Below are 25,032 nucleotides of genomic sequence, written 5' to 3' on the forward strand. Positions count from 1 at the left end.
TAGGAGCTGCCGCAGGCTGCGATCTTTTGATCTGGCGCTTAAAAACAAAATCAAAAGATCGCAGCCTTCGGCAGCTCCTACCAGGGGTAGTGTCTGCTAGTTAAAAAGGCTTGTCGAAGGTGATTTTCGGCTCTTTCCATGGGCCTTTGACGGTGTATTTCACACTGGCAAAGCGCGCCACACGGTCACCGATCAACTTGTCGATAAGGAACAACGCACCGCCAACCGCCGGTGCGCCGACGAGCAGCGCAGCGATCGGCAGGTTGTTGGTCACCGGCAAGGTCACCAGCAACTTGGCGTCAACCTTGTCGCCGACCAGATCCAGCGTACCGTCCAGCTCAAGGTTGCTCGAAGGGCCGGTCAGGCGAATCGGCTCGCGGGTGACATACACACCATTGTTCGCCACCAGCAGACCTTTGACCCGGTCGTAGCTCAAGCCTTTACCGAACAGATCAGAGAAGTCCAGACGCAAACGGCGGCCGATAGAGTTGAAGTTGAGCAGACCGAACACCCGTAACGCCTGTGCACCGCCCTCCACTTCAACAAACTGACCTTTGTTCAGCGACGCATCAAGGGTGCCGGAGAAGCGTTTGGTCGCCAGCCACGCCGGCGAGCCCGGCCAACGGCCATCGACGTCCATGTGAAACTCTTCACTGGTCACGCTCGGAGCAAAGCCCCAGCCCTTGAGGACGTCGGCAAGATTCTTGCCGCCAATCCGGCCTTTGAACCAACTGTTGGTCGCTCCCGGCGTGCCCTCCCAGCCGCCATTACCCTGCAACAGGATGCCTTTGAGGCCCATGTCGAGGTTGTTCAGAGCGATGCCTTTGGCGGTCGGGCGCACCTTCAGCGACCAGCCGCCAACCAGATCCGGGCCGAGGAACAGTTGATTGATGGTGATATCCAACGCCGGAATCTTCGTCGGATCGACCGATACCAATGGATCCGGCGAATTCTCGTCAGCCTGCACCGTCGGGTCCGGCGCCGGCAGTTTCACGTATTGCAGATTGACCGCAATCGGCACGCCCTTGGCGTCTGGCAGGCTTGCCGAGCCTTTGGCCTGCTGGCTGTCGAGGGCCAGATTCCACGCGCCCGGCTTGCGATTGACCTGAACCGACGCCTGATCCAGCGTAGTTCCGAATGCGGTGAGCTTGCCGACCTTGAAATCAGCACTGTTGAGCAATTGCTTGGCGCTGCCGCCCGGATCCTGCCCAGCGTATTTGCTGACAAGGTCCTGCCACGGCGCGACGTCCAGCTCCGAAAGCACCCCGCGAATCCGCAAGCCTTTGGCGCCCGGCAGCACCGCTTCGCCGGCACCAAGAAACAATTCGCCACGGCCCTCGGCAAAATTGCTCGGCGGTGCCGCGAAGGTGAAATTGGCCAGTTGGTCGTAATTAACCCAATAACGCCGCTCCTGCCCCTGCAAGGTCATGCGGAACACAGTATCGCGCCCTACATCAGCCGCCATGCCGAACGGTACCGGCAAATCCACCACCACACCTTTCATGCTGGAGCTGACCATCAACTGGCTGTCGGCGCCGTCCAGATTCAATTGCAACTGATAAGGAATGGTTCCGGAAACCGGCAATGGTTGTGTCACGCCCAGCCAGTCGGTGAGCTTCTTCACTTCGACCTGACCGGATGCGGCGACCCGGGTCTTGAGCTTGCCGGGGCTGCCATCGGCGAAGATCTGCGCAGTTACCGGTTTGTCGAACGCCCGCGCGGCGATGTTCTGCCCGCTAAGCCCCTTGGCGCTGTCAAAGCGCAAATCGCCTTTGAGTTGAGTCAGCTCCAGCTTCGGCTCAGCCAGTTTCAGCCGCGCGTTGGCGGTTTTGAAATCGACGAGGATTTTCGGCTGGTCGCCGCCCTTGTCCAACGGGATATCGAGCTTGAGCTTGCCTTGCAGATCGCCCGCGCCTTCCCAACCGGCAAAGGTTTCACCCGTGCCGATCGGGGCGTCCTGGAGAATTTTCAGACCATCACCGAGACCGCCGGCAAAGCCGCCATCAAGATACATGTGCGTGTGTTGCCCGGACGGTACGTGGGGAATATTGACGAAGACATCGCTGACCTGAGTGTCGAGCAATTGGCCCTTGTCGGCCCAGATCCGCACGCCACTGTCCTCGATGAACACGTCGCCACTGACCTTGCTCACGTGCGGCCAGCCTGGCTGGAAGGCCAGTTCAGCGTCGCGCACCTTAAAGAACAGACTGATGCTGCGATCGGCCTCCCCGGCATTCTTGCTAAGCGAGCCCTGATACTGGAAGAAACCCTGATCGACCGCGCCTTTGAGGATTGCCGTACGCAGCCACTCGTCGAGCGCCGGACTGAGCACTTCGGGCAGGTATTTGGCCGTATAGCGACCATCACCATCGACCAGACCGACCCGCAGGTCCATGTAGTCTTCCTGGCTATGATCGAAATGCAGGCGAATCAGGAAATCGCCGGCAATCTTGCCCTCTTCGCCGAGCACCTTCAGGTACGGGGCGATCAGGGTGAAGCCGTCTTTATCGAGCTTCCAGGTCAGGCGTGCGTTGGCCTGAAGGTACTGCCATGGCTTGGCAAAAATCGGGTCGAGGTGGAGGACAAAATCCTTGCTGTCCATGCGCAACTCGCCACCGTCTAGGTTACCGCTGAGGCTGCCACTGACGTTTCGTGCTGCCGGAGCGCCGTGATAGGCGTCGAAACCGACATTGTCCAGATTGGTGGCGAAACTGAATTTGTTGCCATCGGTGGCGTTGGGGCGAAAATCCAGCAGCACGTTACGCAGACCACCGGTGACTTTCAAATGATCAACGGCTTTGGCAAAACCTTGCGGCAACGGCCCCAACGCATTGAGCAACGGGGTGATCGGAGTCAGATCGAGACGATCCGCTTGCAAGTGCCAGAGCTCGTCCACCTTGTCGGTCGCGCGCGTCTGCTTCAGCTGTACATGCGACTCCCAACGGTTTTCACCGAAACTCATCGCCAGCGAATCGAGGGTAACGGTCGCGCCTTCGGCACTGTTCTCGTAGTAGGCGTTAAGCGCCAGATTATTGATCTGGATCGGCTTGCGATCGGCGTAAGCGCCGGTCAGTTGCGGCGCGTTCAAACGGAGCGCCGCACTTTGCAGCGTGCCCTTGGCCCAATTGACCCAGAGCTCGCCGCCGGCTTTGATCTCGGAAAAATTCCATTGTTGGGTAAGACGCTCCGGCAGCCACTTCGACCAGTCGCTTTGCGGCAGGCTGGCGTAACCGTCCACCACACTGTCCTTCAATTGCTCGGGGCGAATTCGCGTGCGCAGGCTCAATGCAACAGGCTGGCCATCCGGCAAGGTCAAACGCGCATCGAGCCGCTGACGGCTGGCACCGGTTTTCAGATTGAGGCCGACATAGGTGAGGGTCAGTGGCGCGTGATCCAGCGGTTGCAAGGTCACCTGACTGTCGAGTACCGACAGTTGCTGAATCATTTGCGAGCGATTGAACAGTTGCTGCGGATCGAGCGGCTGATCGTTCTGCACCGGCAGACCTTCCAGCGCCCAACTGCCGTCTTCGGCTTCCTTGAGGCTGATTTTCAGACCGTTGAGTTCAAGGTGGGCAATGCGCACTTCGCGCGCCAACAGGCTGGCCCACAGATCCGGTACCGCTCGCACGCGGTCCAGACGCAGCGCATTGGCACCTGAGCCGACCATCACATCATGGGCCAACAGGATCGGCGCAAAACCGCTCCAGTTACCTTCCAGCTCGCCGATCTGCAACGGCATACCCAGGGCGGCGCTGGCCTTGTCTTCGATGTCGGCGCGATACTCGGCCACCAACGGGGTCAGCTCACGGCCGAGACTGACGTACAACGCCATCAACACCAGAACCAACGCGCACAGGCCCAGCCCCCAACGGGTGAGTGCGGCCAGAATGCGTGTCAGACGCTCCATGTCAGATGGCTCCCATGGCAAAAATACTGCGAAAAGCTGAGGCCAGCCGCGGTGAAATAAAAGTGGCGCAGGGGATCAGAGCAACACCACGTCATATTGTTCCTGGGAATACATGGTTTCCACCTGGAAGCGTATGGTGCGCCCGATAAACCCTTCAAGCTCGGCAACGTTACCGGATTCTTCGTCGAGCAAACGGTCGACGACTTTCTGGTTCGCCAGCACCCGATAACCCTCGGCCTGATAAGCCCGCGCCTCACGGAGGATCTCGCGGAAGATCTCGTAACAGATGGTTTCCGCGGTTTTCAGTTTGCCGCGGCCCTGGCAACTGCTGCACGGTTCGCACAGCACTTGCTCGAGACTTTCACGGGTGCGCTTGCGGGTCATCTGCACCAGGCCCAACTCGGTGATGCCGATGATGTTGGTCTTGGCGTGATCGCGTTCCAGTTGTTTTTCCAAAGTGCGCAGCACCTGGCGCTGGTGCTCTTCATCTTCCATGTCGATGAAGTCGATGATGATGATCCCGCCCAGATTGCGCAGGCGCATCTGCCGCGCAATCGCGGTGGCCGCTTCGAGATTGGTCTTGAAGATGGTTTCTTCGAGGTTGCGATGGCCAACGAACGCGCCAGTATTCACATCGATCGTGGTCATGGCTTCCGCCGGATCGACCACCAGATAACCGCCGGATTTCAGCGGCACCTTGCGTTCGAGGGCTTTCTGGATTTCGTCTTCGACGCCGTACAGGTCAAAAATCGGCCGTTCACCCGGGTAATGCTCCAGACGATCAGCGATTTCCGGCATCAGTTCGGCGACGAACTGCGTGGTTTTCTGGAAGGTTTCCCGGGAATCGATGCGAATCTTCTCGATTTTCGGATTGACCAGGTCACGCAACGTACGCAACGCCAGACCGAGGTCTTCGTAAATCACACTCGGCGCGCCGATGGTTTTGATCTGCTCGTTGATCTGATCCCACAGGCGCCGCAGGTAACGGATGTCCATGAGGATTTCATCGGCGCCAGCGCCTTCGGCGGCGGTGCGCAGAATAAAACCGCCGGCCTCCTTGATCCCTTCTTTGGCCACGCAATCGCTGACCACCTGTTTGAGGCGTTCGCGCTCGGCTTCGTCTTCGATTTTCAAAGAGATGCCGACGTGGGCGGTGCGCGGCATGTACACCAGGTAGCGCGACGGGATCGACAGCTGCGTAGTCAACCGCGCGCCTTTCGAGCCAATCGGGTCCTTGGTGACTTGCACCACCAGACTCTGGCCTTCGTGCACCAGCGCGCTGATGCTTTCCACCGCTGGGCCTTCACGCAGAGAAATTTCCGCAGCATGAATGAATGCCGCGCGATCCAGGCCGATGTCGACGAATGCTGCCTGCATACCCGGCAGTACCCGAACAATCTTGCCTTTATAGATGTTGCCGACGATCCCGCGTTTTTGCGTGCGCTCAACGTGGACTTCTTGCAGCACACCGTTTTCGACCACCGCCACGCGCGACTCCATCGGCGTGATGTTGATCAGAATCTCTTCACTCATGGCAGGATCTCGTTCAGGTGTGTTCACGATAATGGCCGCATCTGGATTCGTACGACGCTTATTGCGCGTTCAGGTTTTGCCAACAGGGTATGCCGAAATGGCCTAACAGTTCTGCGGTTTCGCAAACCGGCAACCCGACCACTGCCGAGTAACTGCCGTTGAGCCCCGCGACAAACACCGCACCGAGCCCCTGAATGCCATAACCGCCGGCCTTGTCCCGGGGCTCGCCACTGGCCCAATAGGCGGCGGCTTCTTCACTGCTGATCGGGCGAAACCGCACCAGACTGCGCACCACCCGCGACTCGCAGCGCTCGTCTTCCAGCACAGCGATGGCGGTCAGCACTTCATGCTCCTTGCCGGACAACATCATCAGCATGGCGCATGCATCGGCTTCGTCCACCGGTTTGCCAAGAATTTTGCCGTTCAGCACCACGGCGGTGTCGGCACCCAGCACGCAGAATGGCTGAGCGGACACGACTGTGCGACGCCCGGCCTCGGCCTTGCCGCACGCCAGACGCTCGACATAGGCCGACGGCGATTCTTCGGGTAATGGAGTTTCGTCGATATCTGCACTGATGGCGGAGAATGGAACGCCGATCTGCGTGAGCAATTCACGGCGACGCGGCGATCCGGAGGCGAGGTAAAGCGGCTTCATCAAAACATCTCCCTGTTCAGTGCCCAGCTTCACCGGCTCAATTGATTTTGTAGCGTCGGCGCAATCCGCGTAGGGCAAAGCTGACCCAAGGCCAGAGCAAGGCACTGACCAGCGCCGGTAGCACCAGCGCCAGGGTTGGTTGACGGTTACCGGTCAAGGCACTGAGCCACAACTGCACCAGTTGCGCGAGACCGAAGATCACCAGGATCACCAGGCATTGCTGCCACATCGGAAACATCCGCAGGCGTTGTTGCAATGACAGCACGAGGAAGGTGATCAGCGTCAGGATCAACGCGTTCTGCCCCAGCAGCGTGCCGTAGAGCACATCTTCAGCCAGGCCGAGACAGAACGCCGTGACCATGCCGACCGTTTGCGGCATGTACAGCGCCCAAAAAGTCAGGAGCAGCGCCAGCCACAGCGGGCGCAGAATTTCCATGAATTGCGGCAACGGCGAGACACTGAGCAACATGCCAATGAGAAACGTCAGCCAGACGATCCAGCCGTTTCGCGATGCAGTAGCCCCGACCATTATTCTTGTCTCCCGGTTGTCGCCGGTGCACTGACGGGCGGTTTGGCCGCAGGTCGTGCAGCGGGCTGGGCAGCTGGAGGTTTGCTGGCCGCCGGCGTCGCTGCCGGTGGTTTGGCAGCCGCTGGCGGTTTGCTTGCTGCGGGTTTGACCGGTGTGGTGCTGGTGGCAGCGGCCGGTGCGGCAGGCGTCGCTGGCGTCGTCGCAGCAGCTGCAGGCGGTGTCACGGTTTTCGGCACAGTGGCCGGAACAATCGGGCCGCCGCCAAAGGCATCAAGATTTTCCTGTGCTTGCGCGACATCGTTGGCGCGTTCTTCGGCGGTGCGGTTGTCGCTGAATACCAACAGCAGGTAACGGCTGCGGTTGAGTGCGGCGGTCGGCACGGCGCGGACAATCGCGAACGGCTGACCGGAATCGTGGATGACTTCTTTCACCGTGGCGACCGGATAACCGGCCGGGAAACGCTGCCCAAGGCCGGAGCTGACCAGCAGATCGCCCTCTTTGATATCGGCGGTGTCAGCGACGTGACGCAATTCCAGACGCTCCGGGTTGCCGGTGCCACTGGCAATCGCGCGCAAACCGTTACGGTTCACCTGCACAGGAATGCTGTGAGTGGTGTCGGTCAGCAGCAGTACACGGGAGGTGTACGGCATCAACTCGACCACTTGCCCCATCAGACCGCGTGCATCGAGCACCGGCTGCCCCAGTACCACGCCATCGCGCTCACCCTTATTGATGATGATGCGATGAGTGAAGGGGTTGGGGTCCATGCCGATCAACTCGGCCACTTCGACCTTTTCATTGACCAGCGCAGAGGAATTGAGCAACTCGCGCAGCCGGACGTTCTGCTCGGTCAGTGCAGCAAGCTTTTGCATGCGGCCCTGATACAGCAGATTTTCGGTCTTGAGTTTTTCGTTTTCGGCGACCAGTTCGGTGCGACTGCCGAACTGGCTGGCAATCCCTTCCCACAGCCGTCCGGGCAGGTCAGTGATCCAGTAGGCGTCCATCAACACCAGCGACGCTTGTTTGCGCGCAGGCTTGAGCAGGTCGAAGCGGGCATCGACCACCATCAGTGCGACCGACAGCACGGCCAGCACCAACAGGCGCACACCCAACGAAGGGCCTTTGGCGAAAAGCGGTTTAATAAGCCGCTCCTCCCAGGCAAATGTTCTGTTTATTCATACGGCATCAAACCGGCCTGGATGAAGACTGACAGAAGATAAACGCCAACAGGCAGCACTGCAAAGTGCTGCCTGCGCGCTCACCCACGTATTGCACCCGGCGACTTATTCGCTCGAGAGCAGATCCATGGTGTGCTTATCCATCATTTCCAATGCACGGCCACCGCCGCGAGCAACACAGGTCAGCGGATCTTCGGCAACGATGACTGGCAGACCGGTTTCCTGGGCCAGCAACTTGTCGAGATCACGCAGCAACGCGCCACCACCGGTCAGCACCAGGCCGCGCTCGGCGATGTCGGAAGCCAGTTCCGGTGGCGATTGCTCAAGGGCGCTTTTCACGGCCTGAACGATGGTCGCCAGAGACTCTTGCAGAGCTTCCAGCACTTCGTTGGAGTTCAGGGTGAATGCGCGTGGAACGCCTTCGGCCAGGTTGCGACCGCGAACGTCGACTTCGCGAACTTCGCCGCCCGGGTAGGCCGTGCCGATTTCCTGCTTGATGCGCTCAGCGGTGGATTCACCGATCAGGCTGCCGTAGTTACGACGCACGTAGGTGATGATCGCTTCGTCGAAGCGGTCGCCGCCAACGCGGACGGATTCGGCATAGACCACACCGTTCAGGGAGATCAGCGCGATTTCAGTGGTACCACCACCGATATCCACGACCATCGAACCGCGTGCTTCTTCTACCGGCAGGCCGGCACCGATCGCAGCAGCCATTGGCTCTTCGATCAGGAACACTTCACGGGCACCGGCACCGAGGGCCGATTCACGGATGGCACGACGCTCAACCTGAGTGGATTTGCATGGAACGCAGATCAGCACACGAGGGCTAGGCTGCAGAAAGCTGTTTTCGTGAACCTTGTTAATAAAGTATTGCAGCATCTTTTCGCAGACGCTGAAGTCGGCGATCACGCCGTCCTTCATCGGACGAATGGCAGCAATGTTGCCCGGCGTACGGCCGAGCATGCGCTTGGCCTCGGTGCCGACAGCAACGACACTTTTCTGATTACCGTGTGTCCGAATGGCCACAACCGATGGCTCATTCAGGACGATACCGCGCTCGCGCACGTAAATAAGGGTGTTGGCAGTGCCCAGGTCAATGGAAAGATCGCTGGAAAACATGCCACGCAGTTTCTTGAACATGGGAAAGGGACCCTAGGCAACGCGTGGGTAAAAAAGTGCGGCAAACTCTAACAACGACAGGGATTTTGGGCAAGGCGCCAATATGTTAAATTGGCCGCTTTTCTGTGCACCAAGCCCCACAATCGCGGCCTTATGACCGTAGAAGTGCGGTAGTGTTCCGACAATCTAACACACGGACGCCGTCCGTTCTGTTTTCCACAGGAGAATCCCGATGGCGCTAGAACGCTCCGACGTGGAAAAAATCGCTCATCTGGCCTGCCTTGGCCTCAATGATGCCGATCTTCCACACATTACTTCCGCTCTCAACAGCATTCTCGGTCTGGTCGACGAAATGCAGGCTGTTAATACCGACGGAATCGAGCCTCTGGCCCACCCGCTGGAAGCCAGTCAGCGCCTGCGCGCCGACGTCGTGACCGAGAGCAATCACCGCGAGGCCTACCAGTCCATCGCACCAGCGGTCGAAAACGGCCTGTATCTGGTTCCGAAAGTCATCGACTAAAGGGAAAGAGCCTGCAATGCATCAAATGACTCTGGCCGAGATCGCCCGCGGTCTCGCCGATAAAAAGTTTTCCTCCGAAGAGCTGACCAAAGTCCTGCTGGCGCGCATCACCCAGCTCGATCCGCAGCTCAACAGTTTCATCAGCCTCACCGAAGAGCTGGCCATCGAGCAGGCGAAAGCCGCCGATGCCCGCCGCGCCAACGGTGAGAGCGGCGCCCTGCTCGGCGCGCCGATCGCTCACAAAGACCTGTTCTGCACCCAGGGCATTCGTACCAGCTGCGGCTCGAAGATGCTCGACAACTTCAAAGCCCCGTACGACGCCACCGTGGTCGCGAAACTGGCCGCGGCCGGTGCCGTGACCCTGGGCAAGACCAACATGGACGAATTCGCCATGGGTTCGGCCAACGAGTCGAGCTGGTATGGCGCGGTGAAAAACCCGTGGAACCTGGAACACGTTCCGGGTGGCTCGTCCGGTGGCTCGGCGGCGGCCGTTGCCGCGCGTCTGTTGCCCGCGGCAACGGCCACCGACACTGGCGGTTCGATTCGTCAGCCGGCGGCATTCACCAACCTCACCGGCTTGAAACCGACCTATGGTCGCGTTTCACGCTGGGGCATGATCGCTTACGCCTCCAGCCTCGATCAGGGCGGTCCGTTGGCGCGCACGGCCGAAGACTGCGCAATTTTGTTGCAAGGTATGGCTGGCTTCGATCAGAACGATTCCACCAGCATCGATGAGCCGGTGCCGGATTACTCCGCAAGCCTGGGCGATTCGCTGCAAGGCCTGCGCATCGGCGTGCCGAAGGAATACTTCAGCGCCGGTCTCGACCCGCGTATCGCCGAGCTGATCCAGAACAGCATCAAAGAGCTGCAGAAGCTCGGTGCCGTGATCAAGGAAATCAGCCTGCCGAACATGCAGCACGCGATTCCTGCGTACTACGTGATCGCGCCAGCAGAGGCCTCGTCGAACCTGTCGCGTTTCGACGGCGTGCGTTTCGGCCATCGCTGCGAGCAACCGAAAGACCTGATCGACCTGTACAAGCGCTCCCGTGGCGAAGGCTTCGGCCCGGAAGTGCAGCGCCGGATCATGGTCGGTGCCTACGCGCTGTCCGCCGGTTACTACGACGCCTACTACCTGAAAGCGCAGAAGATCCGTCGTCTGGTGAAGAACGACTTCATGGCTGCCTTTAATGAAGTCGACATCATCCTCGGCCCAACCACGCCGAACCCGGCCTGGAAGCTTGGCGCCAAGAACAGCGACCCGGTCGCTGCCTATCTGGAAGACGTCTACACCATTACCGCCAACCTCGCGGGCCTGCCGGGCCTGTCGATGCCAGCCGGTTTTGTCGACGGCTTGCCGGTGGGCGTGCAGTTGCTCGCGCCATATTTCCAGGAAGGCCGTTTGCTCAACGTTGCGCACCAGTATCAGTTGAACACTGACTGGCACACCCGCACCCCAACCGGCTTCTGAGGAGACACACATGCAATGGGAAGTCGTGATCGGGCTGGAGATTCACACTCAGCTCACTACCCGGTCGAAAATCTTTTCCGGTAGTTCCACCACATTCGGTTCCGAGCCGAACACCCAGGCCAGCCTGATTGACCTGGGCATGCCCGGGGTGTTGCCGGTGCTGAACCAGGAAGCGGTGCGTATGGCGGTGATGTTCGGTCTGGCGATTGACGCCGAGATCGGTCAGCACAACGTGTTCGCCCGTAAAAACTACTTCTACCCAGACCTGCCGAAGGGCTACCAGATCAGCCAGATGGAATTGCCGATTGTTGGCAAAGGCCATCTGGATATCGCGCTGGAAGACGGCACGGTCAAACGTGTCGGCATCACCCGCGCGCACCTGGAAGAAGACGCCGGCAAGAGCCTGCACGAAGAATTCAACGGTGCCACCGGCATCGACCTGAACCGTGCCGGCACGCCGCTGCTGGAAATCGTGTCCGAGCCGGACATGCGCAGCGCCAAGGAAGCCGTGGCTTACGTCAAGGCGATCCACGCACTGGTGCGTTATCTGGGCATCTGCGACGGCAACATGGCCGAAGGCTCGCTGCGTTGCGACTGCAACGTGTCGATCCGTCCGAAAGGCCAGGTTGAGTTCGGCACGCGTTGCGAGATCAAGAACGTCAACTCGTTCCGTTTCATCGAGAAGGCGATCAACTCCGAGATCCAGCGTCAGATCGAGCTGATCGAAGACGGCGGTAAAGTGATCCAGCAGACCCGTTTGTACGATCCGAACAAGGACGAAACCCGTCCGATGCGTTCGAAAGAGGAAGCCAACGACTACCGTTACTTCCCCGATCCGGACCTGCTGCCGGTGGTTATCGAGGAATCGTTCCTCGGCGAGGTGCGTGCCACCCTGCCGGAACTGCCTCCGCAAAAGCGCGAGCGCTTCCAGGAGCAATTCGGTCTGTCGGTCTATGACGCCAGCGTGCTGGCCACCAGCCGCGAGCAAGCCGACTACTTCGAGAAAGTCGCGAGCATCGGCGGTGACGCCAAACTGGCGGCGAACTGGGTGATGGTCGAGTTGGGCAGCCTGCTCAACAAGCAAGGCCTGGACATCGACGAGTCGCCGGTTTCGGCTGAACTGTTGGGCGGCATGCTGCAGCGCATCAAGGACAACACCATCTCCGGCAAGATTGCCAAGGTTGTGTTCGAAGCGATGGCCAACGGTGAAGGCAGCGCAGACGAGATCATCGAAAAACGCGGCCTGAAGCAAGTGACCGACAGCGGCGCAATCTCGGCCGTGCTCGACGAAATGCTCGCGGCCAACGCCGAGCAGGTTGAACAGTATCGTGCAGCGGATGAAGCCAAACGCGGCAAGATGTTCGGCTTCTTCGTCGGCCAGGCGATGAAAGCGTCGAAAGGCAAAGCCAACCCGCAGCAAGTGAACGAACTGCTGAAAAGCAAGCTCGAAGGCTGATGAAAATGGAGCCAGACAAACAGCCTGGCTCCATCCCCTGTAGGAGTGAGCCTGCTCGCGATAGCGATTTGACAGTCACTTTTCCGGTGTCTGACATTGCGCGATCGCGAGCAGGCTCACTCCTACATTTGTTTTCGGGAAACCTTGAATGAAGCGTCTGCTCAGCCTTTTTGCCCTGCTTTCTTTGCTGGCCGGTTGCGCCAGCACCGGCACCATCGACCCGCACGGTTACGACCAGACCGGCGTCGCTTCCTATTACGGTGCCAAGCACCACGGTAAACGCACCGCCAGTGGCGAGCCGTTCAACCAGAATTCCCTGACCGCCGCCCACCGCCAGCTGCCCTTTGGCACACGGGTGAAGGTCACCAACCTGAAAAACGATGAATCCGTCGTGGTCCGCATCAACGACCGCGGCCCGCACACCCGTGGGCGCCTGATCGACGTATCCCGCGAGGCCGCCGAACAGCTCGGCATGCTGCGCAGCGGCACCGCACGGGTTCGCGTGCAAGCCCTCGACGACTGATGGAGCGCCGACCATTTTCGGACTAGCCGACTTACCTCTCATCAGCGTGATCGAACTGCTCGCCGGCCTGTGCCTGCTGATCTTCGGCGCCGAACTGATGGTGCGCGCAGCGGTGCGTCTGGCGGCGCGCCTGCATGTGCGGCCGCTGATCATCGGCCTGACCATCGTCGCCCTTGGCAGCAGCGCGCCGCAAATGGCCGTCAGCCTGCAGGCAGCGTTAGCGCACAACCCGGACATCGCCGTCGGCAGCGTGGTCGGCAGCAGTATCTTCAATATCCTCGTCACCCTCGGCCTGTCGGCGCTGATCATTCCGCTGCGCGTCTCGCGGCAACTGGTGCGGCTCGATATTCCGCTGATGATCGGTGCCACCCTGCTGGTGTTCGTCCTGGCCTGGAATGAAGAGATCGGTCGCTTCGACGGCCTCCTGCTGCTGGGCGCACTGGCGTTGTACCTCGGCTTGCTGCTGCGTCAATCGCGGCACTCGACCCGGCCGCATTCGGAACATGCCGAAGCAGTGCAAGCCTCGTGGATCAGCAGCTTGCTGATGATCGTTATCGGTCTGGCAATGCTGGTATTCGCCGGGCATCTGCTGCTGGGCGCTGCCGTCGTGGTGGCCACGGATCTGGGATTCTCCGAGCGAGTGATCGGCCTGACCGTGGTCGCCGTCGGCACTTCGCTGCCGGAACTGGCAACCTCGCTGATCGCGGCATTGCGCGGGCAACGCGACATCGCCGTGGGCAACGTGATCGGTGCCAACCTGTTCAATCTGCTCGGGGTACTCGGCCTGACCGCATTGATCGCACCGACGCCGCTGTCGGTATCGCCGAACGCACTGGATTTCGACCTGCCGGTGATGCTCGGCGTCGCCGCGCTGTGCCTGCCGGTGTTCTATTCCGGCTACCGCGTGACCCGCGCCGAAGGTTTGTTGCTGCTCGGTTTGTATCTGGTTTACGGGCTGCACGTGGTGTCGTTCACCACCGGCATGCCGCTGGCCGGCAGGCTGGAGCGGCTGATGCTGTTTTATGTCTTGCCGACGCTGTTGACGTTTTTGCTGTTCACGTCGATCCGCGCCTGGCGCCGCCAACACCACAAGAGTGAAAAACCATGACCGAATCGAAGAAGTCCGGGGTTGAAGTCCGCCGCCAGGTAATGGGCGATGCGTTTGTTGATCGCGCCTTGGGCAACGCCACCGAGTTCACCCAGCCGCTGCAGGATTTCGTCAATGAGCATGCCTGGGGTGGCGTGTGGAATCGTGAAGGTTTGCCGCTGAAAACCCGCAGTTTGATCACCCTCGCCGCGCTGACCGCATTGAAGTGCCCGCAAGAGTTGAAAGGCCATGTGCGCGGCGCGCTGAATAACGGCTGCACGGTGGACGAGATTCGCGAAGCGCTGCTGCATTGCGCGGTGTATGCCGGCGTACCGGCGGCGATTGATGCGTTTCGCGCGGCGCAGGAAGTGATCGACAGTTACGAGAAAAGCTAAAAAATCGCAGCCTTCGGCAGCTCCTACATGGAAATGCGGTCTCCTGTAGGAGCTGACACAGGCTGCGATCTTTTGATCTTGCCTTTATATCCACCCACCCCACTGCAAAACAAAGATCCCGATATTGGTAGTGATCGCCGCCATCAACGTGGTCATCACGATAATCGCTGCCGCCAGTTCATGATTGCCCTGCGCCGCCCGGGCCATGACAAAACTCGCCGCCGCCGTCGGGCTGCCGAAATACAAAAACAGAATTCCCAGTTCCGCCCCGCGAAATCCCCACAACCACGCGCCGAGCGTCGCCAGCACCGGCAAACCGATCATCTTCACCAGGCTGGAACTGAGCGCCATGCTACCGCTCTTGCGCAACGCCGCCAGCGACAGTGTGCCGCCAATGCAGATCAACGCCAGCGGCAAGGTGGTCTGCGCCAGATATTGACCTGAGGTCTCCAGCCAGCCCGGCAAACCGATCTTGAAATAGGCAAACGGCGCCGCCGCAATCACGCTGATGATCAACGGATTGCTGAACACGCTTTTGCAGATGCTCCACGGATCGGACTTGATCACCGGGCTATACACCGCCAGTACGATGGTCGACAGCGTGTTGTAGAACAGGATCACCAGCGCCGCGAGAATCGCCCCGAGGGAAATCCCGTAATCGCCGTACATGCTCGCCGCCAGTGCCAGACCAATCACGCCGTTGTTGCCGCGAAACGCGCCCTGGGTGTAGATGCCGCGATCTTCACGCGGGCATTTGAAAATCGCCCAGCCCCAGGCCAGGGCAAAGCTCACCAGCGTGGCGAGGGAGAAGTAGATCAGCAGGGACGGTTGCAATGCTGCGTGCAGGTCGGCATGCAGAATGCCGAGAAACAGCAGCGCCGGCATGGTCACGTTGAACACCAGCGACGAGGCGGTGTGGATGAAGTTGTCGTTGATCCAGTCGATGCGCTTGAGCAGCACACCGAGAAACAGCATGGCAAACACCGGCGCGGTGATGTTCAGGGTTTCGAGGAAAATTGCCAGCATGCCGGGGAGCCTTGGGTGAGCGTCGTTGGATGCCAATGATAAAGCAAAAGCCCCTCACCCTAGCCCTCTCCCCGAGGGAGAGGGGACCGATCGGGGGATATTCTAAAAATCCACCGACCTGAAATGACATCGCTGAATCCATAATCGACCCGATTTTTCAGGTCGATGTACAGCGCAAGACAACTCGGTCGGCCCCCTCTCCCTCCGGGAGAGGGCTGGGGTGAGGGCAAGCCGATCACACATCAGGTAATCGGCGCCGGATTGAACAACGTAATGTCGTTATGCAGCTTGTGCTTCTCCGCCCACGTCTGCTGTTTGCCGCTCGCAACATCCAGGTAATAGTGAAACAACTCCCAACCCAATTCCTCGATCGTCGCGCGCCCGGTCGCGATCCGCCCGGCATCAATGTCGATCAGATCCGGCCAACGTTGCGCCAACTCTGTCCGCGTCGAGACTTTCACCACCGGCGCCATCGCCAAACCATACGGCGTGCCACGCCCGGTAGTGAACACATGCAGGTTCATTCCCGCCGCCAACTGCAACGTGCCGCAGACAAAATCACTCGCCGGGGTCGCACAGAAAATCAAACCCTTCTGCTTGAAGCGCTCGCCAGGGCCAAGCACGCCATTGATCGCGCTGCTGCCGGATTTGACGATCGAGCCCAGCGACTTCTCGACAATGTTCGACAGCCCGCCCTTCTTGTTGCCCGGCGTGGTGTTGGCGCTGCGATCCGCCTCGCCCTTGGCCAGGTAACGGTCGTACCAGTCCATCTCGCGCACCAGTTCCTCGGCAACGGTTTTGCTTTCGGCGCGTGAAGTCAGCAGGTAAATCGCATCGCGCACTTCGGTGACTTCGGAAAACATCACCGTCGCCCCCGCTCGCAGCAGCAAGTCCGAGGCATAACCCAGCGCCGGGTTGGCGGTGATGCCGGAAAACGCATCACTGCCACCGCACTGCATGCCGAGGATCAACTCGGACGCCGGCACGGTTTCGCGGCGGCGCTGGTCGAGCTTCTTCAAACGGACTTCAGCCAGTTCCATGATCTGCTCGATCATCTCGGTGAAACCGTGACTGGAATCCTGCAAGCGATACAGCCAAGGATCGCTGAGATCCACCGACGCATCGTCTTCGTGCATGACCTGAGCGGCCTGCAATTTCTCGCAGCCCAGACTGATCACCAACGCCTCGCCACCGAGGTTCGGGTTGCGCGCCAGATTGCGCACGGTGCGAATCGGGATGTAGGCGTCGGTGGCGGTAATTGCCACGCCGCAACCGTAACTATGAGTCAGCGCCACCACGTCATCGACGTGCGGATACTTCGGCAGCAGCTCTTCCTTGATGCGTTTTACCGCGTGATCAAGCACGCCGGTAACGCACTGTACGGTCGTAGTGATGCCGAGAATATTGCGCGTGCCGACGGTGCCGTCAGCGTTGCGATAGCCCTCGAACGTGAAGCCCTCCAGCGGTGCCTGCGCGACCGGCACCTCGGTGGACAGCGGCAAGCTGTCCAGCGGCGGCGCAGTCGGCATGCGCAGTTGATCTTCCTTGACCCAACTGCCACGGCGAATCGGCTGCAACGCGTAGCCAATCACCTGACCGTAGCGAATCACCTGGCCGCCCTCGGGAATGTCTTCGAGGGTGACCTTGTGGCTCTGCGGCACAAATTCCAGCGTCACCAGGCCATCGGCAAATTCAGTGCCGGCCGGGGCGCCCTGGTCGTTGACCACTACCACCACATTGTCCCGCTCGTGCAGGCGGATGTGGCGCGGCGAGTCGGAATGTTCAATCAACTGCATGACGCCGCTCCTCAGGAATGCGCTTGGGACAATTTGCCGGTGGCTTCAGTACCGCCATTGGTTGGCGGCTCTTTGAGTACCACACGTTTGATCGGGCCAACGATGACCAGATAGCTGAACACCGCGACCAGTGCGTTGGCACCGACGAACACCAGCGCCCATTTGAACGAACCGGTGGAGCTGATGATGTAGCCAATCACGATCGGCGTGGTAATCGAAGCGATGTTGCCGAAAGTGTTGAACAGGCCACCGCTCAGACCGGCGATCTGTTTTGGCGAGGTGTCGGAAACCACCGCCCAGCCCAGTGCGCCAACGCCTTTGCCAAAGAAGGCCAGGGCCATGAAGCCAACGACCATCCATTCCACTTCAACATAGTTGCAGGCAACGATGCTGCTGGAAACCAGCAGGCCGGCAATGATCGGCGCTTTGCGGGCGAAGGTCAGCGAGTGGCCCTTGCGCAGCAGGTAGTCGGAAATCACCCCGCCGAGTACGCCGCCGATAAAGCCGCAGATTGCCGGCAACGAGGCGATGAAACCCGCCTTGAGAATGGTCATGCCACGCTCTTGCACCAGATACACCGGGAACCAGGTCAGGAAGAAGTAAGTGATGCCGTTGATGCAGTACTGGCCCAGATACACGCCGAGCATCATGCGATTGGTCAGCAGCTGACGGATGTAATCCCACTTCGGACCGTCGGACTTTTTGCCCTTCTGGTCCATGTCGACCATGCCGCCGTTTTCAGCGATGTGTTTGAACTCGGCTTCGTTGATACGCGGGTGCTCACGCGGGCTGTAGATCACTTTCAGCCAGACCAGCGAGAAGATGATCCCGAGGATGCCCATGACGATAAACACGTGCTCCCAGCCAAAGGAGTAAACGATCCAGCCCATCAGCGGTGCGAACAACACGGTGGCAAAGTATTGCGCCGAGTTGAAGATCGCCGAAGCGGTGCCGCGTTCAGCGGTCGGGAACCAAGCGGCGACGATGCGCGCGTTGCCGGGGAAGGATGGCGCTTCAGCCAGACCGACCAGGAAGCGCAGCATGAACAGCGCAACGATGGCGGTGGACATGCCGAACTCACCGACAAAGCCTTGCAGCACGGTGAACAGCGACCAGGTGAAAATGCTCAGGGCATAGACTTTTTTCGAGCCGAAGCGATCGAGCAGCCAGCCACCGGGAATTTGCCCGGCCACATAGGCCCAACCGAATGCGGAGAAGATGTAACCGAGGGTGACCGCGTCGATACCGAGGTCTTTTTGCAGGCTGGAACCGGCGATGGCGATAGTCGCACGGTCGGCGTAGTTGATCGTGGTCACCAGAAACAGCATGAGCAGGATCAAATAGCGGACGTGAGTCGGCTTGGACGATTGCATGTAGATGTACTCCCACTGATTATTTTTATGCGCGGGTGAATCTTCTTTGGTCTTGCATCTATTCCCTGTAGGAGCAGCCTTCGGCAGCTCCTACAGGGGTATTGCGTGTATCAGGAGCCGATGTAACTGGTCTTCACGACCGTGTAAAACTCTTGCGCATAGCGGCCTTGCTCACGTGATCCATAGGATGAACCTTTACGGCCACCGAACGGAACGTGGTAATCGACGCCAGCGGTCGGCAGATTGACCATGACCATCCCGGCCTGCGAATGGCGCTTGAAGTGGTTGGCGTACTTCAGCGAGGTGGTTGCAATACCCGCCGAGAGACCAAATTCGGTGTCGTTGGCCATCGCCAGCGCCGCGTCGTAGTCAGCTACGCGAACGATATTGGCCACCGGGCCGAAGATCTCTTCGCGGCTGATGCGCATCGACGCTTCACTGTCGGCAAACAGCGTTGGCGCGAGGAAGTAACCCTCGGTGTCGCAAGTTACCAGACCGCCGCCGCTGACCAGACGCGCACCTTCGGACTGGCCTATATCGATGTACTTCATGTCCTGTTCCAGCTGCGCTTGCGAAACAACTGGACCAATATCGGTGCCGGATTTCAGTGCGTGGCCGACCTTGATCGACTTCATGCGCTCGGCCATGGCTTCAACAAACTTGTCGTGAATCCCGGCGGTGACGATCAAACGGCTCGACGCGGTGCAACGCTGACCGGTGGAGTAGAACGCGCTCTGCACCGACAGCTCGACCGCTTGTTTGAGGTCGGCGTCGTCGAGAATGATCTGCGGGTTCTTGCCGCCCATTTCCAGCTGAACCTTGGCCTGACGCGAGACACAGTTGACCGCGATCTGACGACCCACGCCCACCGAACCGGTGAAGCTGATGCCGTCGACTTTCGGGCTCTGCACCAGCGCATCGCCAACCACACGACCGCTGCCCATCACCAGGTTGAACACGCCGGCCGGGAAGCCTGCGCGGGAGATGATTTCCGCCAGTGCCCACGCACAACCCGGTACCAGATCGGCCGGTTTCAACACCACGCAGTTGCCGTAGGCCAAGGCTGGCGCGATTTTCCATGCAGGAATGGCGATCGGGAAGTTCCACGGAGTGATCAGACCAACCACGCCCAGTGCTTCGCGAGTCACTTCAACATTGACGCCCGGACGCACCGACGGCACGTAGTCGCCTGACAGGCGCAGACATTCACCGGCGAAGAATTTGAAGATGTTACCGGCGCGGGTCACTTCACCGATGGCTTCAGGCAGGGTCTTGCCCTCTTCCCGGGCCAGCAGGGTGCCGAGCTCTTCACGACGGGCGAGGATTTCCGTGCCGACTTTATCCAGCGAATCGTGACGGGCCTGAATACCCGAAGTCGAATACGCCGGGAATGCCGCGCGGGCAGCGTCGATGGCGGCGTGAACCTGAGTCAGATCAGCCTTGGCGTAATCGCCGATGGTGTCGCTCAGTTCGGACGGGTTGATGTTGGCCGAGTAGTCGGCACCGGCAACCCATTCGCCGTTGATGTAGTTGTCGTAGCGTTTTGCAGTTGTCACAGGGGCAGCCCTCACATCTCAAAGCCTTCACGCAAAAAGCCGCTGATTGCTCAGCGGCCTCGCTTTTATCGGGTGTTACTGCGCACCTTGCTTGTCGATCAGCGCGGCGAGCATTTCGTACTCTTCACCGGTCAGATCGGTCAGCGGCGCCCGCACCGGGCCTGCGTCATAGCCGGCGATTTTCGCGCCTGCCTTGACGATGCTCACGGCATAACCGGCCTTGCGGTTACGGATATCCAGGTACGGCAGGAAGAAGTCGTCGATGATCTTGCCGACGGTGGTGTGATCTTCACGGGCGATCGCGTGGTAGAAGTCCATCGCGGTTTTCGGGATGAAGTTGAACACCGCCGAAGAGTAAACCGGTACGCCCAGCGCCTTGTAGGCGGCGGCATAGACTTCGGCGGTCGGCAGGCCACCCAGATAGCTGAAGCGATCACCGAGGCGGCGACGGATCGACACCATCAACTCGATATCGCCCAGACCGTCCTTGTACCCGATCAGATTCGGGCAGCGCTCGGCCAGACGTTCCAGCAGCGGCGCGGTCAGGCGGCAAACGTTGCGGTTGTAAACGACTACGCCGATGTTGACCGATTTGCACACGGCTTCAACGTGAGCGGCAACACCGTCCTGGCTCGCTTCGGTCAGGTAGTGCGGCAGCAGCAACAGACCTTTGGCGCCCAGACGCTCGGCTTCCTGAGCGTATTCGATGGCCTGACGGGTCGAACCACCGACACCGGCGAGGATCGGCACGCTGGTTTCACAGGTGTCGACGGCAGTCTTGATGATTTCCGAGTACTCGCTGGCAGCCAGGGAGAAGAACTCACCGGTGCCGCCGGCGGCGAACAAGGCTGAAGCGCCATACGGAGCCAGCCACTCCAGACGTTTGATGTAGCCGGCGCGGTTGAAATCGCCCTGCGCGTTGAAATCGGTCACCGGGAAAGACAGCAGGCCGGCAGAGAGGATGGACTTCAGTTCTTGTGGATTCATTATTCGAACACCCTGGTAGCAACGTTTTTTGTGATTGGTCCGTTCAGCCTTCGCTGAAGTTGTAGGTCATCGTACAACTTAAATAATAACCGTCAACTGCATTTCATCGTTGTGGGTGTTTTTTTGTCGGACAAAGCTGTTTAAGGCTTGGCAGAAATCGTCGCAAAAGCCCGTGTTTAAAGGGTTCTAGCGCGGAAATGTCTGGTCAAGATTCGTTTACTGAGCGTTGGAGAAACGCCGGGTAAGGTGCGACGACTGCCACGAAGGATCGTGGCGGACCTTCGAAGGAAACCGAAATGTTTGTGAATTATGCTGCACCGACCCTCGCGCAAATCGCCTCTTCTGCCTCTGCCCCCCTCACCCTTCAGCTATCCGCGCTACCCGATGTATTGATCGTACAAGTCCCGGACTCCAGCGATTTTCCGGCGAACTGGAGCGTCTACCCGATTCTCGGTGAAGACCCGGAAGAGCCGGAATGGGCAGGCGAGGAAGTGGACACTGGCACCTGGGACGATGCCGAGGACGAGATGGAAAAACTGACGGGGATCGAGTTGCAGTTGCCTAAAGAGGTGCTACGTCCGTACCTGAACAGAGAGGTTGAATTGCGCTACAAGTTTTGCGATGAGTCGAGTATGGAGCCGTTTTCGCAGGTGTTGAGGTTGCGGATCGAGGGCTGAACGAGGTCGTGCGGGAGCGATTACCGTTCGTCGGAACTGGTATTTCTTACAGGTGCCAGGCGATCACGGATTTGGCGTTAATGACGCAGGAGCTAACGAACCGGCTCCGACAGCGCATGCCGTCGCTTGCGCCCCTAAAACGGTTAGAAGAGATAACGAAAAGGAATTTACTCATGAATGCACAAGTAAAAGCTCGCAGCACCAGTACTCCGAGAAGCAGTTAAAGGAGTTCTTTATGTCGGGAAGTTGGAGGGAAAAGCTCACGGCGAAGTGACCTACGACAACTCAGCTGTCGGAGACGTAGTTACGCTGCACGTAGAAACTACTACCGGCAACAACTTCAAAGACCAAACCACATTGACTGCAGCGACGGTAGGAAAGCTACTGCTCTTCGCCATTCCCAAAGATGTTTTTTGAGAAAAAACTCGTTCCAGGTGCAACCGCCAGCCTTCGCTACAGCGTTACCCGCGCCAGTAATATTTCGGAGTCGCCAGTGCTGACAGTTCAACTCGAGCTTTAATTACCCGTCACCCCTGCGCCTGCGCCTCTTCATGTGCCTGGCGCAGTCTTTCGCGGCTGTTGGTCAGGTGCAGACGCATCGCCGCACGCGCCGCATCGGAATCCTGACAGATTTCTTCGTGTTCACGGCTCAGGCGCCCCATGTAGTGCTGTTGATCATCATGGGCCAGCCGCGCCGAGTTCAGCCGCGTACGCGGAATGATGCTGGTGCCCAGGTGGGTCATGATGTCGGTGAAATAGCGGTTGCCGGTGGACAGCGCGATTTCCAGGTGAAAAGCAAAGTCCGACGCCACAGCATCGCTGGCGTGGGCTGCACTTTCGTTGAGCGCATCGAGCGCGGCGCGCATGGTCGCCAGTTGCTCGGGGCTGCGACGTTGCGCGGCAAGGCCGGCAGATTCCACTTCGAGGCTGATACGTAACTCGAGAATGGCCAGCACATCACGCAGGGTGACGACAGTGGCCGGGTCGATACGAAAACCACTCGGGCTCGGCGTGTCGAGTACGAAGGTGCCGATGCCGTGGCGGGTTTCCACCTGGCCAGCAGCCTGCAAACGGGAAATCGCCTCGCGCACCACGGTGCGGCTGACGCCATGGGCTTCCATGATTGCCGACTCGGTAGGCAGTTTGTCACCGCGTTTGAGCAGGCCATCGCGGATCTGCTCGCTCAGCACCGTCACCAGTTCCTGGGCCAGGCTGCGGCGCTTGCGTGGGAGACGCGGGGTGTCGATCAGGTTTTCCATGGTGTGCATCTTGTCTCGAAAATTCGGCTTGTGGGCATCATAGCTCAAGCGGGTTGTACGATCACTTTCCGGTTTACATCGCTTTATGTAGGAGTGAGCCTGCTCGCGATGACGTCCGCACATTCAGCATCAATGTGACTGACCCAACGCTATCGCGAGCAGGCTCACTCCTGCAGGGGTTTAGCGGTGATCAGGCAGTCACGGTTTGCTCAACCAAATGCCCGCTGTCGATCCGCACGTGCCGTGGATGGAAACGTTTCAAGCTGCTGCGATGGCCGACACTGACAATGCTCAGCCCCGGCAACTGGTCAATCAGCGCCTGATACAGCGTCGCTTCATCTTCCTCATCCATCGCCGACGTCGCTTCATCCATGTACAGCCACTGCGGTGCGTAAAGCAGCGCACGGGCGAAGGCCAAACGTTGCTGCTCGCCCGGCGAGAGCATGCGTTGCCAGTGATTGGCCTCGTCCAGCCGCGCGACCAGATGCGGCAGACGGCAGGTTTCCAGCACTTGTGCATAACGTTCCGGCGCGTAGGTGTCGCCCGGTTGTGGATAACTCAACGCCTCGCGCAGCGTGCCGATCGGCAGATACGGCTTTTGCGGCAAGAACAGATACCGCGCTGCCGGCAAACGAATGTTGCCGTGGCCCGCAGGCCACAAATGGCCCATCGCCCGCAGCAAGGTCGACTTGCCGCTGCCAGATCGCCCGCTGAGCATCACCCGCTCACCCGGTTCGACGGTCATGTCTGCGCTGGTCAGCAGATGACGGCCATCGGCCAGATCCAGCCCCAGTTTGTGCACCTTCAATTCACTGCCCTGATTCTGCACATCGATGGCCGGCACGCGTTGCTCGTTGTCGGTCATGGCCTGGCGGAAACTCAGCAGACGATCACAGGTAGCGCGCCACGCAGCAAGGCTCTGATAAGCACTGATAAACCAGCTGAAACTCTCTTGAACGTTGCCGAATGCCGAGCTGATCTGCATCAGTTCGCCGAGTTCGATCTTGCCGGCAAGGTAACGCGGCGAAGCCACGATGAACGGGAAGATGATCGCTGCCTGGCTGTAACCGGCGGTGAAGAACGTCAGGCGCTTGGACACTTTCATGATGTCCCAGAAGTTGTGCCAGACATTGCCGAAGCGGGCGCTCAGACGACGATTTTCGTTCGGCTCTCCGTTGTACAACGCGATGCTTTCGGCATTCTCGCGAATCCGCACCATGGAAAAACGCAGGTCAGCTTCGAAACGTTGTTGTTGGTTGTTCAGTCCGATCAAGCGACGACCAATCAAATGCGTCAGCCAGCTGCCCACCACCGCATACACCAGCACACACCAGAACATGTAGCCGGGAATGGTGACGCCATAGATTTCGATGCTACCCGACACGCCCCACAAAATGATCGAGAACGACACCAGACTGACGATATTGCGCAGCAGGCCGATACCCAGTTCGAGGGTGTTGGAGGTGAAGTTGTTGAGGTCCTCGGAAATACGCTGGTCCGGGTTATCGGTGTAACCGCCCTGCTCCAACTGGTAGTAATTCTTGTCGGCAAGCCAACGCGAGAAATGCTTTTCAGTGAGCCAGGCCCGCCAGCGAATCGTCAGCATCTGCGTCAGATAGAGCCTGTACACCGCACCGATAATCGCCACGGCCGCAATGCCGCAAAAATACAGAATCAAGCGCCAGAACGCCGCTTCGTCCTTCTTTTGCAGGGCGTTGTAGAAATCCTTGTACCAGGTGTTGAACCACACCGAGATGCCCACACTGAGCAACGACAGGGCGATCACCGCAATCAGCAGCGTCCAGGCCTTGCCCTTCTCTTCACTGCGCCAGTACGGCGTGATGATCGCCCACACCTTGCGAAAAAACTGTCCGCGCACAGCATCGTTGACCGCGGAATATTCAGCGTTCTGATTCATGGATAAGGCTCAATATAGAAAAGAACAGACACGCACCGATCATAGATGATCGGTGCGTTTTATCGCG

At 59.3% G+C, this 25,032-nt stretch carries 20 protein-coding genes; 7 read left to right on the forward strand and 13 right to left on the reverse strand.

Annotated elements, in window-relative coordinates; translation table 11 throughout:
* Nucleotides 1–100: 100 nt before the first annotated feature.
* The 6 genes from ACI514_RS20965 to mreB all read right to left on the reverse strand — a co-directional run bounded on the left by ACI514_RS20965 (nucleotide 101) and on the right by mreB (nucleotide 8,945).
* On the reverse strand, nucleotides 101–3,907 hold the full coding sequence (locus ACI514_RS20965) for a YhdP family protein (RefSeq protein WP_160055861.1): 3,807 nt from the start codon (nucleotides 3,905–3,907) through the stop codon (nucleotides 101–103).
* 75 nt (nucleotides 3,908–3,982) lie between these two features.
* Nucleotides 3,983–5,440 (reverse strand): ribonuclease G, encoded by a 1,458-nt coding sequence (rng, locus tag ACI514_RS20970; protein WP_077571121.1) that lies wholly within the window; start codon nucleotides 5,438–5,440, stop codon nucleotides 3,983–3,985.
* A gap of 58 nt (nucleotides 5,441–5,498) precedes the next feature.
* Nucleotides 5,499–6,095 (reverse strand): nucleoside triphosphate pyrophosphatase, encoded by a 597-nt coding sequence (locus ACI514_RS20975; protein ID WP_160055859.1) that lies wholly within the window; start codon nucleotides 6,093–6,095, stop codon nucleotides 5,499–5,501.
* A 37-nt stretch (nucleotides 6,096–6,132) separates the two neighbouring features.
* On the reverse strand, nucleotides 6,133–6,624 hold the full coding sequence (gene mreD / locus ACI514_RS20980) for a rod shape-determining protein MreD (RefSeq protein ID WP_077571118.1): 492 nt from the start codon (nucleotides 6,622–6,624) through the stop codon (nucleotides 6,133–6,135).
* Nucleotides 6,624–7,766 carry a rod shape-determining protein MreC gene (gene mreC, locus ACI514_RS20985; RefSeq protein ID WP_077571116.1) on the reverse strand — a complete coding sequence of 381 codons (1,143 nt, stop codon included), beginning with the start codon at nucleotides 7,764–7,766 and terminating at the stop codon, nucleotides 6,624–6,626. The genes mreD and mreC overlap by 1 nt, the downstream gene beginning before the upstream one ends.
* A 141-nt stretch (nucleotides 7,767–7,907) precedes the next feature.
* Nucleotides 7,908–8,945, reverse strand: a complete 1,038-nt coding sequence (gene mreB, locus ACI514_RS20990) for a rod shape-determining protein MreB (RefSeq protein ID WP_002555108.1) — start codon at nucleotides 8,943–8,945, stop codon at nucleotides 7,908–7,910.
* A gap of 211 nt (nucleotides 8,946–9,156) precedes the next feature.
* Between mreB and gatC the strand changes: the two genes are divergently transcribed.
* From gatC to ACI514_RS21020, 6 genes are all read left to right on the forward strand, one after another.
* Nucleotides 9,157–9,444 carry an Asp-tRNA(Asn)/Glu-tRNA(Gln) amidotransferase subunit GatC gene (gene gatC / locus ACI514_RS20995; protein WP_007915356.1) on the forward strand — a complete coding sequence of 96 codons (288 nt, stop codon included), beginning with the start codon at nucleotides 9,157–9,159 and terminating at the stop codon, nucleotides 9,442–9,444.
* A gap of 16 nt (nucleotides 9,445–9,460) precedes the next feature.
* Nucleotides 9,461–10,912, forward strand: coding sequence for an Asp-tRNA(Asn)/Glu-tRNA(Gln) amidotransferase subunit GatA (gatA, locus tag ACI514_RS21000; RefSeq protein WP_095119488.1), 1,452 nt, complete (start codon nucleotides 9,461–9,463; stop codon nucleotides 10,910–10,912).
* 10 nt (nucleotides 10,913–10,922) lie between these two features.
* Entirely contained in the window at nucleotides 10,923–12,368 is a 1,446-nt protein-coding gene (gene gatB / locus ACI514_RS21005; protein ID WP_034154465.1) for an Asp-tRNA(Asn)/Glu-tRNA(Gln) amidotransferase subunit GatB, read from the forward strand.
* Between the two features lie 148 nt (nucleotides 12,369–12,516).
* On the forward strand, nucleotides 12,517–12,891 hold the full coding sequence (locus ACI514_RS21010; RefSeq protein WP_160055857.1) for a septal ring lytic transglycosylase RlpA family protein: 375 nt from the start codon (nucleotides 12,517–12,519) through the stop codon (nucleotides 12,889–12,891).
* 46 nt (nucleotides 12,892–12,937) lie between these two features.
* Nucleotides 12,938–13,999 (forward strand): calcium/sodium antiporter, encoded by a 1,062-nt coding sequence (locus tag ACI514_RS21015; protein ID WP_405122305.1) that lies wholly within the window; start codon nucleotides 12,938–12,940, stop codon nucleotides 13,997–13,999.
* Nucleotides 13,996–14,373, forward strand: coding sequence for a carboxymuconolactone decarboxylase family protein (locus ACI514_RS21020; RefSeq protein ID WP_007915345.1), 378 nt, complete (start codon nucleotides 13,996–13,998; stop codon nucleotides 14,371–14,373). Before ACI514_RS21015 ends, ACI514_RS21020 begins: the two co-directional genes overlap by 4 nt.
* Nucleotides 14,374–14,457: 84 nt before the next feature.
* Here ACI514_RS21020 and ACI514_RS21025 read toward each other — a convergent pair whose 3' ends face one another.
* The 5 genes from ACI514_RS21025 to kdgD form a co-directional block, all read right to left on the reverse strand.
* Nucleotides 14,458–15,399: an AEC family transporter gene (locus ACI514_RS21025; protein WP_034154462.1), complete on the reverse strand. Its 942-nt coding sequence runs from the start codon at nucleotides 15,397–15,399 to the stop codon at nucleotides 14,458–14,460.
* Nucleotides 15,400–15,641: 242 nt separating this feature from the next.
* Entirely contained in the window at nucleotides 15,642–17,195 is a 1,554-nt protein-coding gene (gene garD, locus ACI514_RS21030; protein ID WP_405122306.1) for a galactarate dehydratase, read from the reverse strand.
* Nucleotides 17,196–17,206: 11 nt separating this feature from the next.
* Complete coding sequence (locus tag ACI514_RS21035) at nucleotides 17,207–18,568, reverse strand: MFS transporter (protein ID WP_095049741.1); 1,362 nt, start codon at nucleotides 18,566–18,568, stop codon at nucleotides 17,207–17,209.
* A 110-nt stretch (nucleotides 18,569–18,678) separates the two neighbouring features.
* On the reverse strand, nucleotides 18,679–20,124 hold the full coding sequence (locus ACI514_RS21040; protein WP_123375760.1) for an aldehyde dehydrogenase family protein: 1,446 nt from the start codon (nucleotides 20,122–20,124) through the stop codon (nucleotides 18,679–18,681).
* Nucleotides 20,125–20,199: 75 nt separating this feature from the next.
* Nucleotides 20,200–21,111 carry a 5-dehydro-4-deoxyglucarate dehydratase gene (gene kdgD / locus ACI514_RS21045; protein WP_034154457.1) on the reverse strand — a complete coding sequence of 304 codons (912 nt, stop codon included), beginning with the start codon at nucleotides 21,109–21,111 and terminating at the stop codon, nucleotides 20,200–20,202.
* A 296-nt stretch (nucleotides 21,112–21,407) separates the two neighbouring features.
* On the opposite strand from kdgD, the gene ACI514_RS21050 reads away from it, so the two are divergent.
* On the forward strand, nucleotides 21,408–21,788 hold the full coding sequence (locus tag ACI514_RS21050; protein ID WP_160055849.1) for a hypothetical protein: 381 nt from the start codon (nucleotides 21,408–21,410) through the stop codon (nucleotides 21,786–21,788).
* Between the two features lie 527 nt (nucleotides 21,789–22,315).
* Here the strand turns inward: ACI514_RS21050 and ACI514_RS21055 are convergent.
* Nucleotides 22,316–23,047, reverse strand: coding sequence for a FadR/GntR family transcriptional regulator (locus ACI514_RS21055; protein WP_405122307.1), 732 nt, complete (start codon nucleotides 23,045–23,047; stop codon nucleotides 22,316–22,318).
* Between the two features lie 190 nt (nucleotides 23,048–23,237).
* Nucleotides 23,238–24,965: an ABC transporter ATP-binding protein/permease gene (locus ACI514_RS21060; protein WP_160055845.1), complete on the reverse strand. Its 1,728-nt coding sequence runs from the start codon at nucleotides 24,963–24,965 to the stop codon at nucleotides 23,238–23,240.
* Between the last annotated feature and the right edge of the window lie 67 nt (nucleotides 24,966–25,032).

This window comes from Pseudomonas sp. M20, from assembly GCF_045037865.1.
In the GTDB taxonomy this organism is placed as follows: Bacteria; Pseudomonadota; Gammaproteobacteria; order Pseudomonadales; family Pseudomonadaceae; genus Aquipseudomonas.

Bases quoted from the DNA above. Each gene is read 5' to 3' on its own strand.
- ACI514_RS20965 (WP_160055861.1), bottom strand. From the start codon at position 3,907: ATGGAGCGTCTGACACGCATTCTGGCCGCACTCACCCGTTGGGGGCTG.
- rng (WP_077571121.1), bottom strand. From the start codon at position 5,440: ATGAGTGAAGAGATTCTGATCAACATCACGCCGATGGAGTCGCGCGTG.
- ACI514_RS20975 (WP_160055859.1), bottom strand. From the start codon at position 6,095: ATGAAGCCGCTTTACCTCGCCTCCGGATCGCCGCGTCGCCGTGAATTG.
- mreD (WP_077571118.1), bottom strand. From the start codon at position 6,624: ATGGTCGGGGCTACTGCATCGCGAAACGGCTGGATCGTCTGGCTGACG.
- mreB (WP_002555108.1), bottom strand. From the start codon at position 8,945: ATGTTCAAGAAACTGCGTGGCATGTTTTCCAGCGATCTTTCCATTGAC.
- gatC (WP_007915356.1), top strand. From the start codon at position 9,157: ATGGCGCTAGAACGCTCCGACGTGGAAAAAATCGCTCATCTGGCCTGC.
- gatA (WP_095119488.1), top strand. From the start codon at position 9,461: ATGCATCAAATGACTCTGGCCGAGATCGCCCGCGGTCTCGCCGATAAA.
- gatB (WP_034154465.1), top strand. From the start codon at position 10,923: ATGCAATGGGAAGTCGTGATCGGGCTGGAGATTCACACTCAGCTCACT.
- ACI514_RS21010 (WP_160055857.1), top strand. From the start codon at position 12,517: ATGAAGCGTCTGCTCAGCCTTTTTGCCCTGCTTTCTTTGCTGGCCGGT.
- ACI514_RS21020 (WP_007915345.1), top strand. From the start codon at position 13,996: ATGACCGAATCGAAGAAGTCCGGGGTTGAAGTCCGCCGCCAGGTAATG.
- ACI514_RS21025 (WP_034154462.1), bottom strand. From the start codon at position 15,399: ATGCTGGCAATTTTCCTCGAAACCCTGAACATCACCGCGCCGGTGTTT.
- garD (WP_405122306.1), bottom strand. From the start codon at position 17,195: ATGCAGTTGATTGAACATTCCGACTCGCCGCGCCACATCCGCCTGCAC.
- ACI514_RS21035 (WP_095049741.1), bottom strand. From the start codon at position 18,568: ATGCAATCGTCCAAGCCGACTCACGTCCGCTATTTGATCCTGCTCATG.
- kdgD (WP_034154457.1), bottom strand. From the start codon at position 21,111: ATGAATCCACAAGAACTGAAGTCCATCCTCTCTGCCGGCCTGCTGTCT.
- ACI514_RS21050 (WP_160055849.1), top strand. From the start codon at position 21,408: ATGTTTGTGAATTATGCTGCACCGACCCTCGCGCAAATCGCCTCTTCT.
- ACI514_RS21055 (WP_405122307.1), bottom strand. From the start codon at position 23,047: ATGGAAAACCTGATCGACACCCCGCGTCTCCCACGCAAGCGCCGCAGC.
- ACI514_RS21060 (WP_160055845.1), bottom strand. From the start codon at position 24,965: ATGAATCAGAACGCTGAATATTCCGCGGTCAACGATGCTGTGCGCGGA.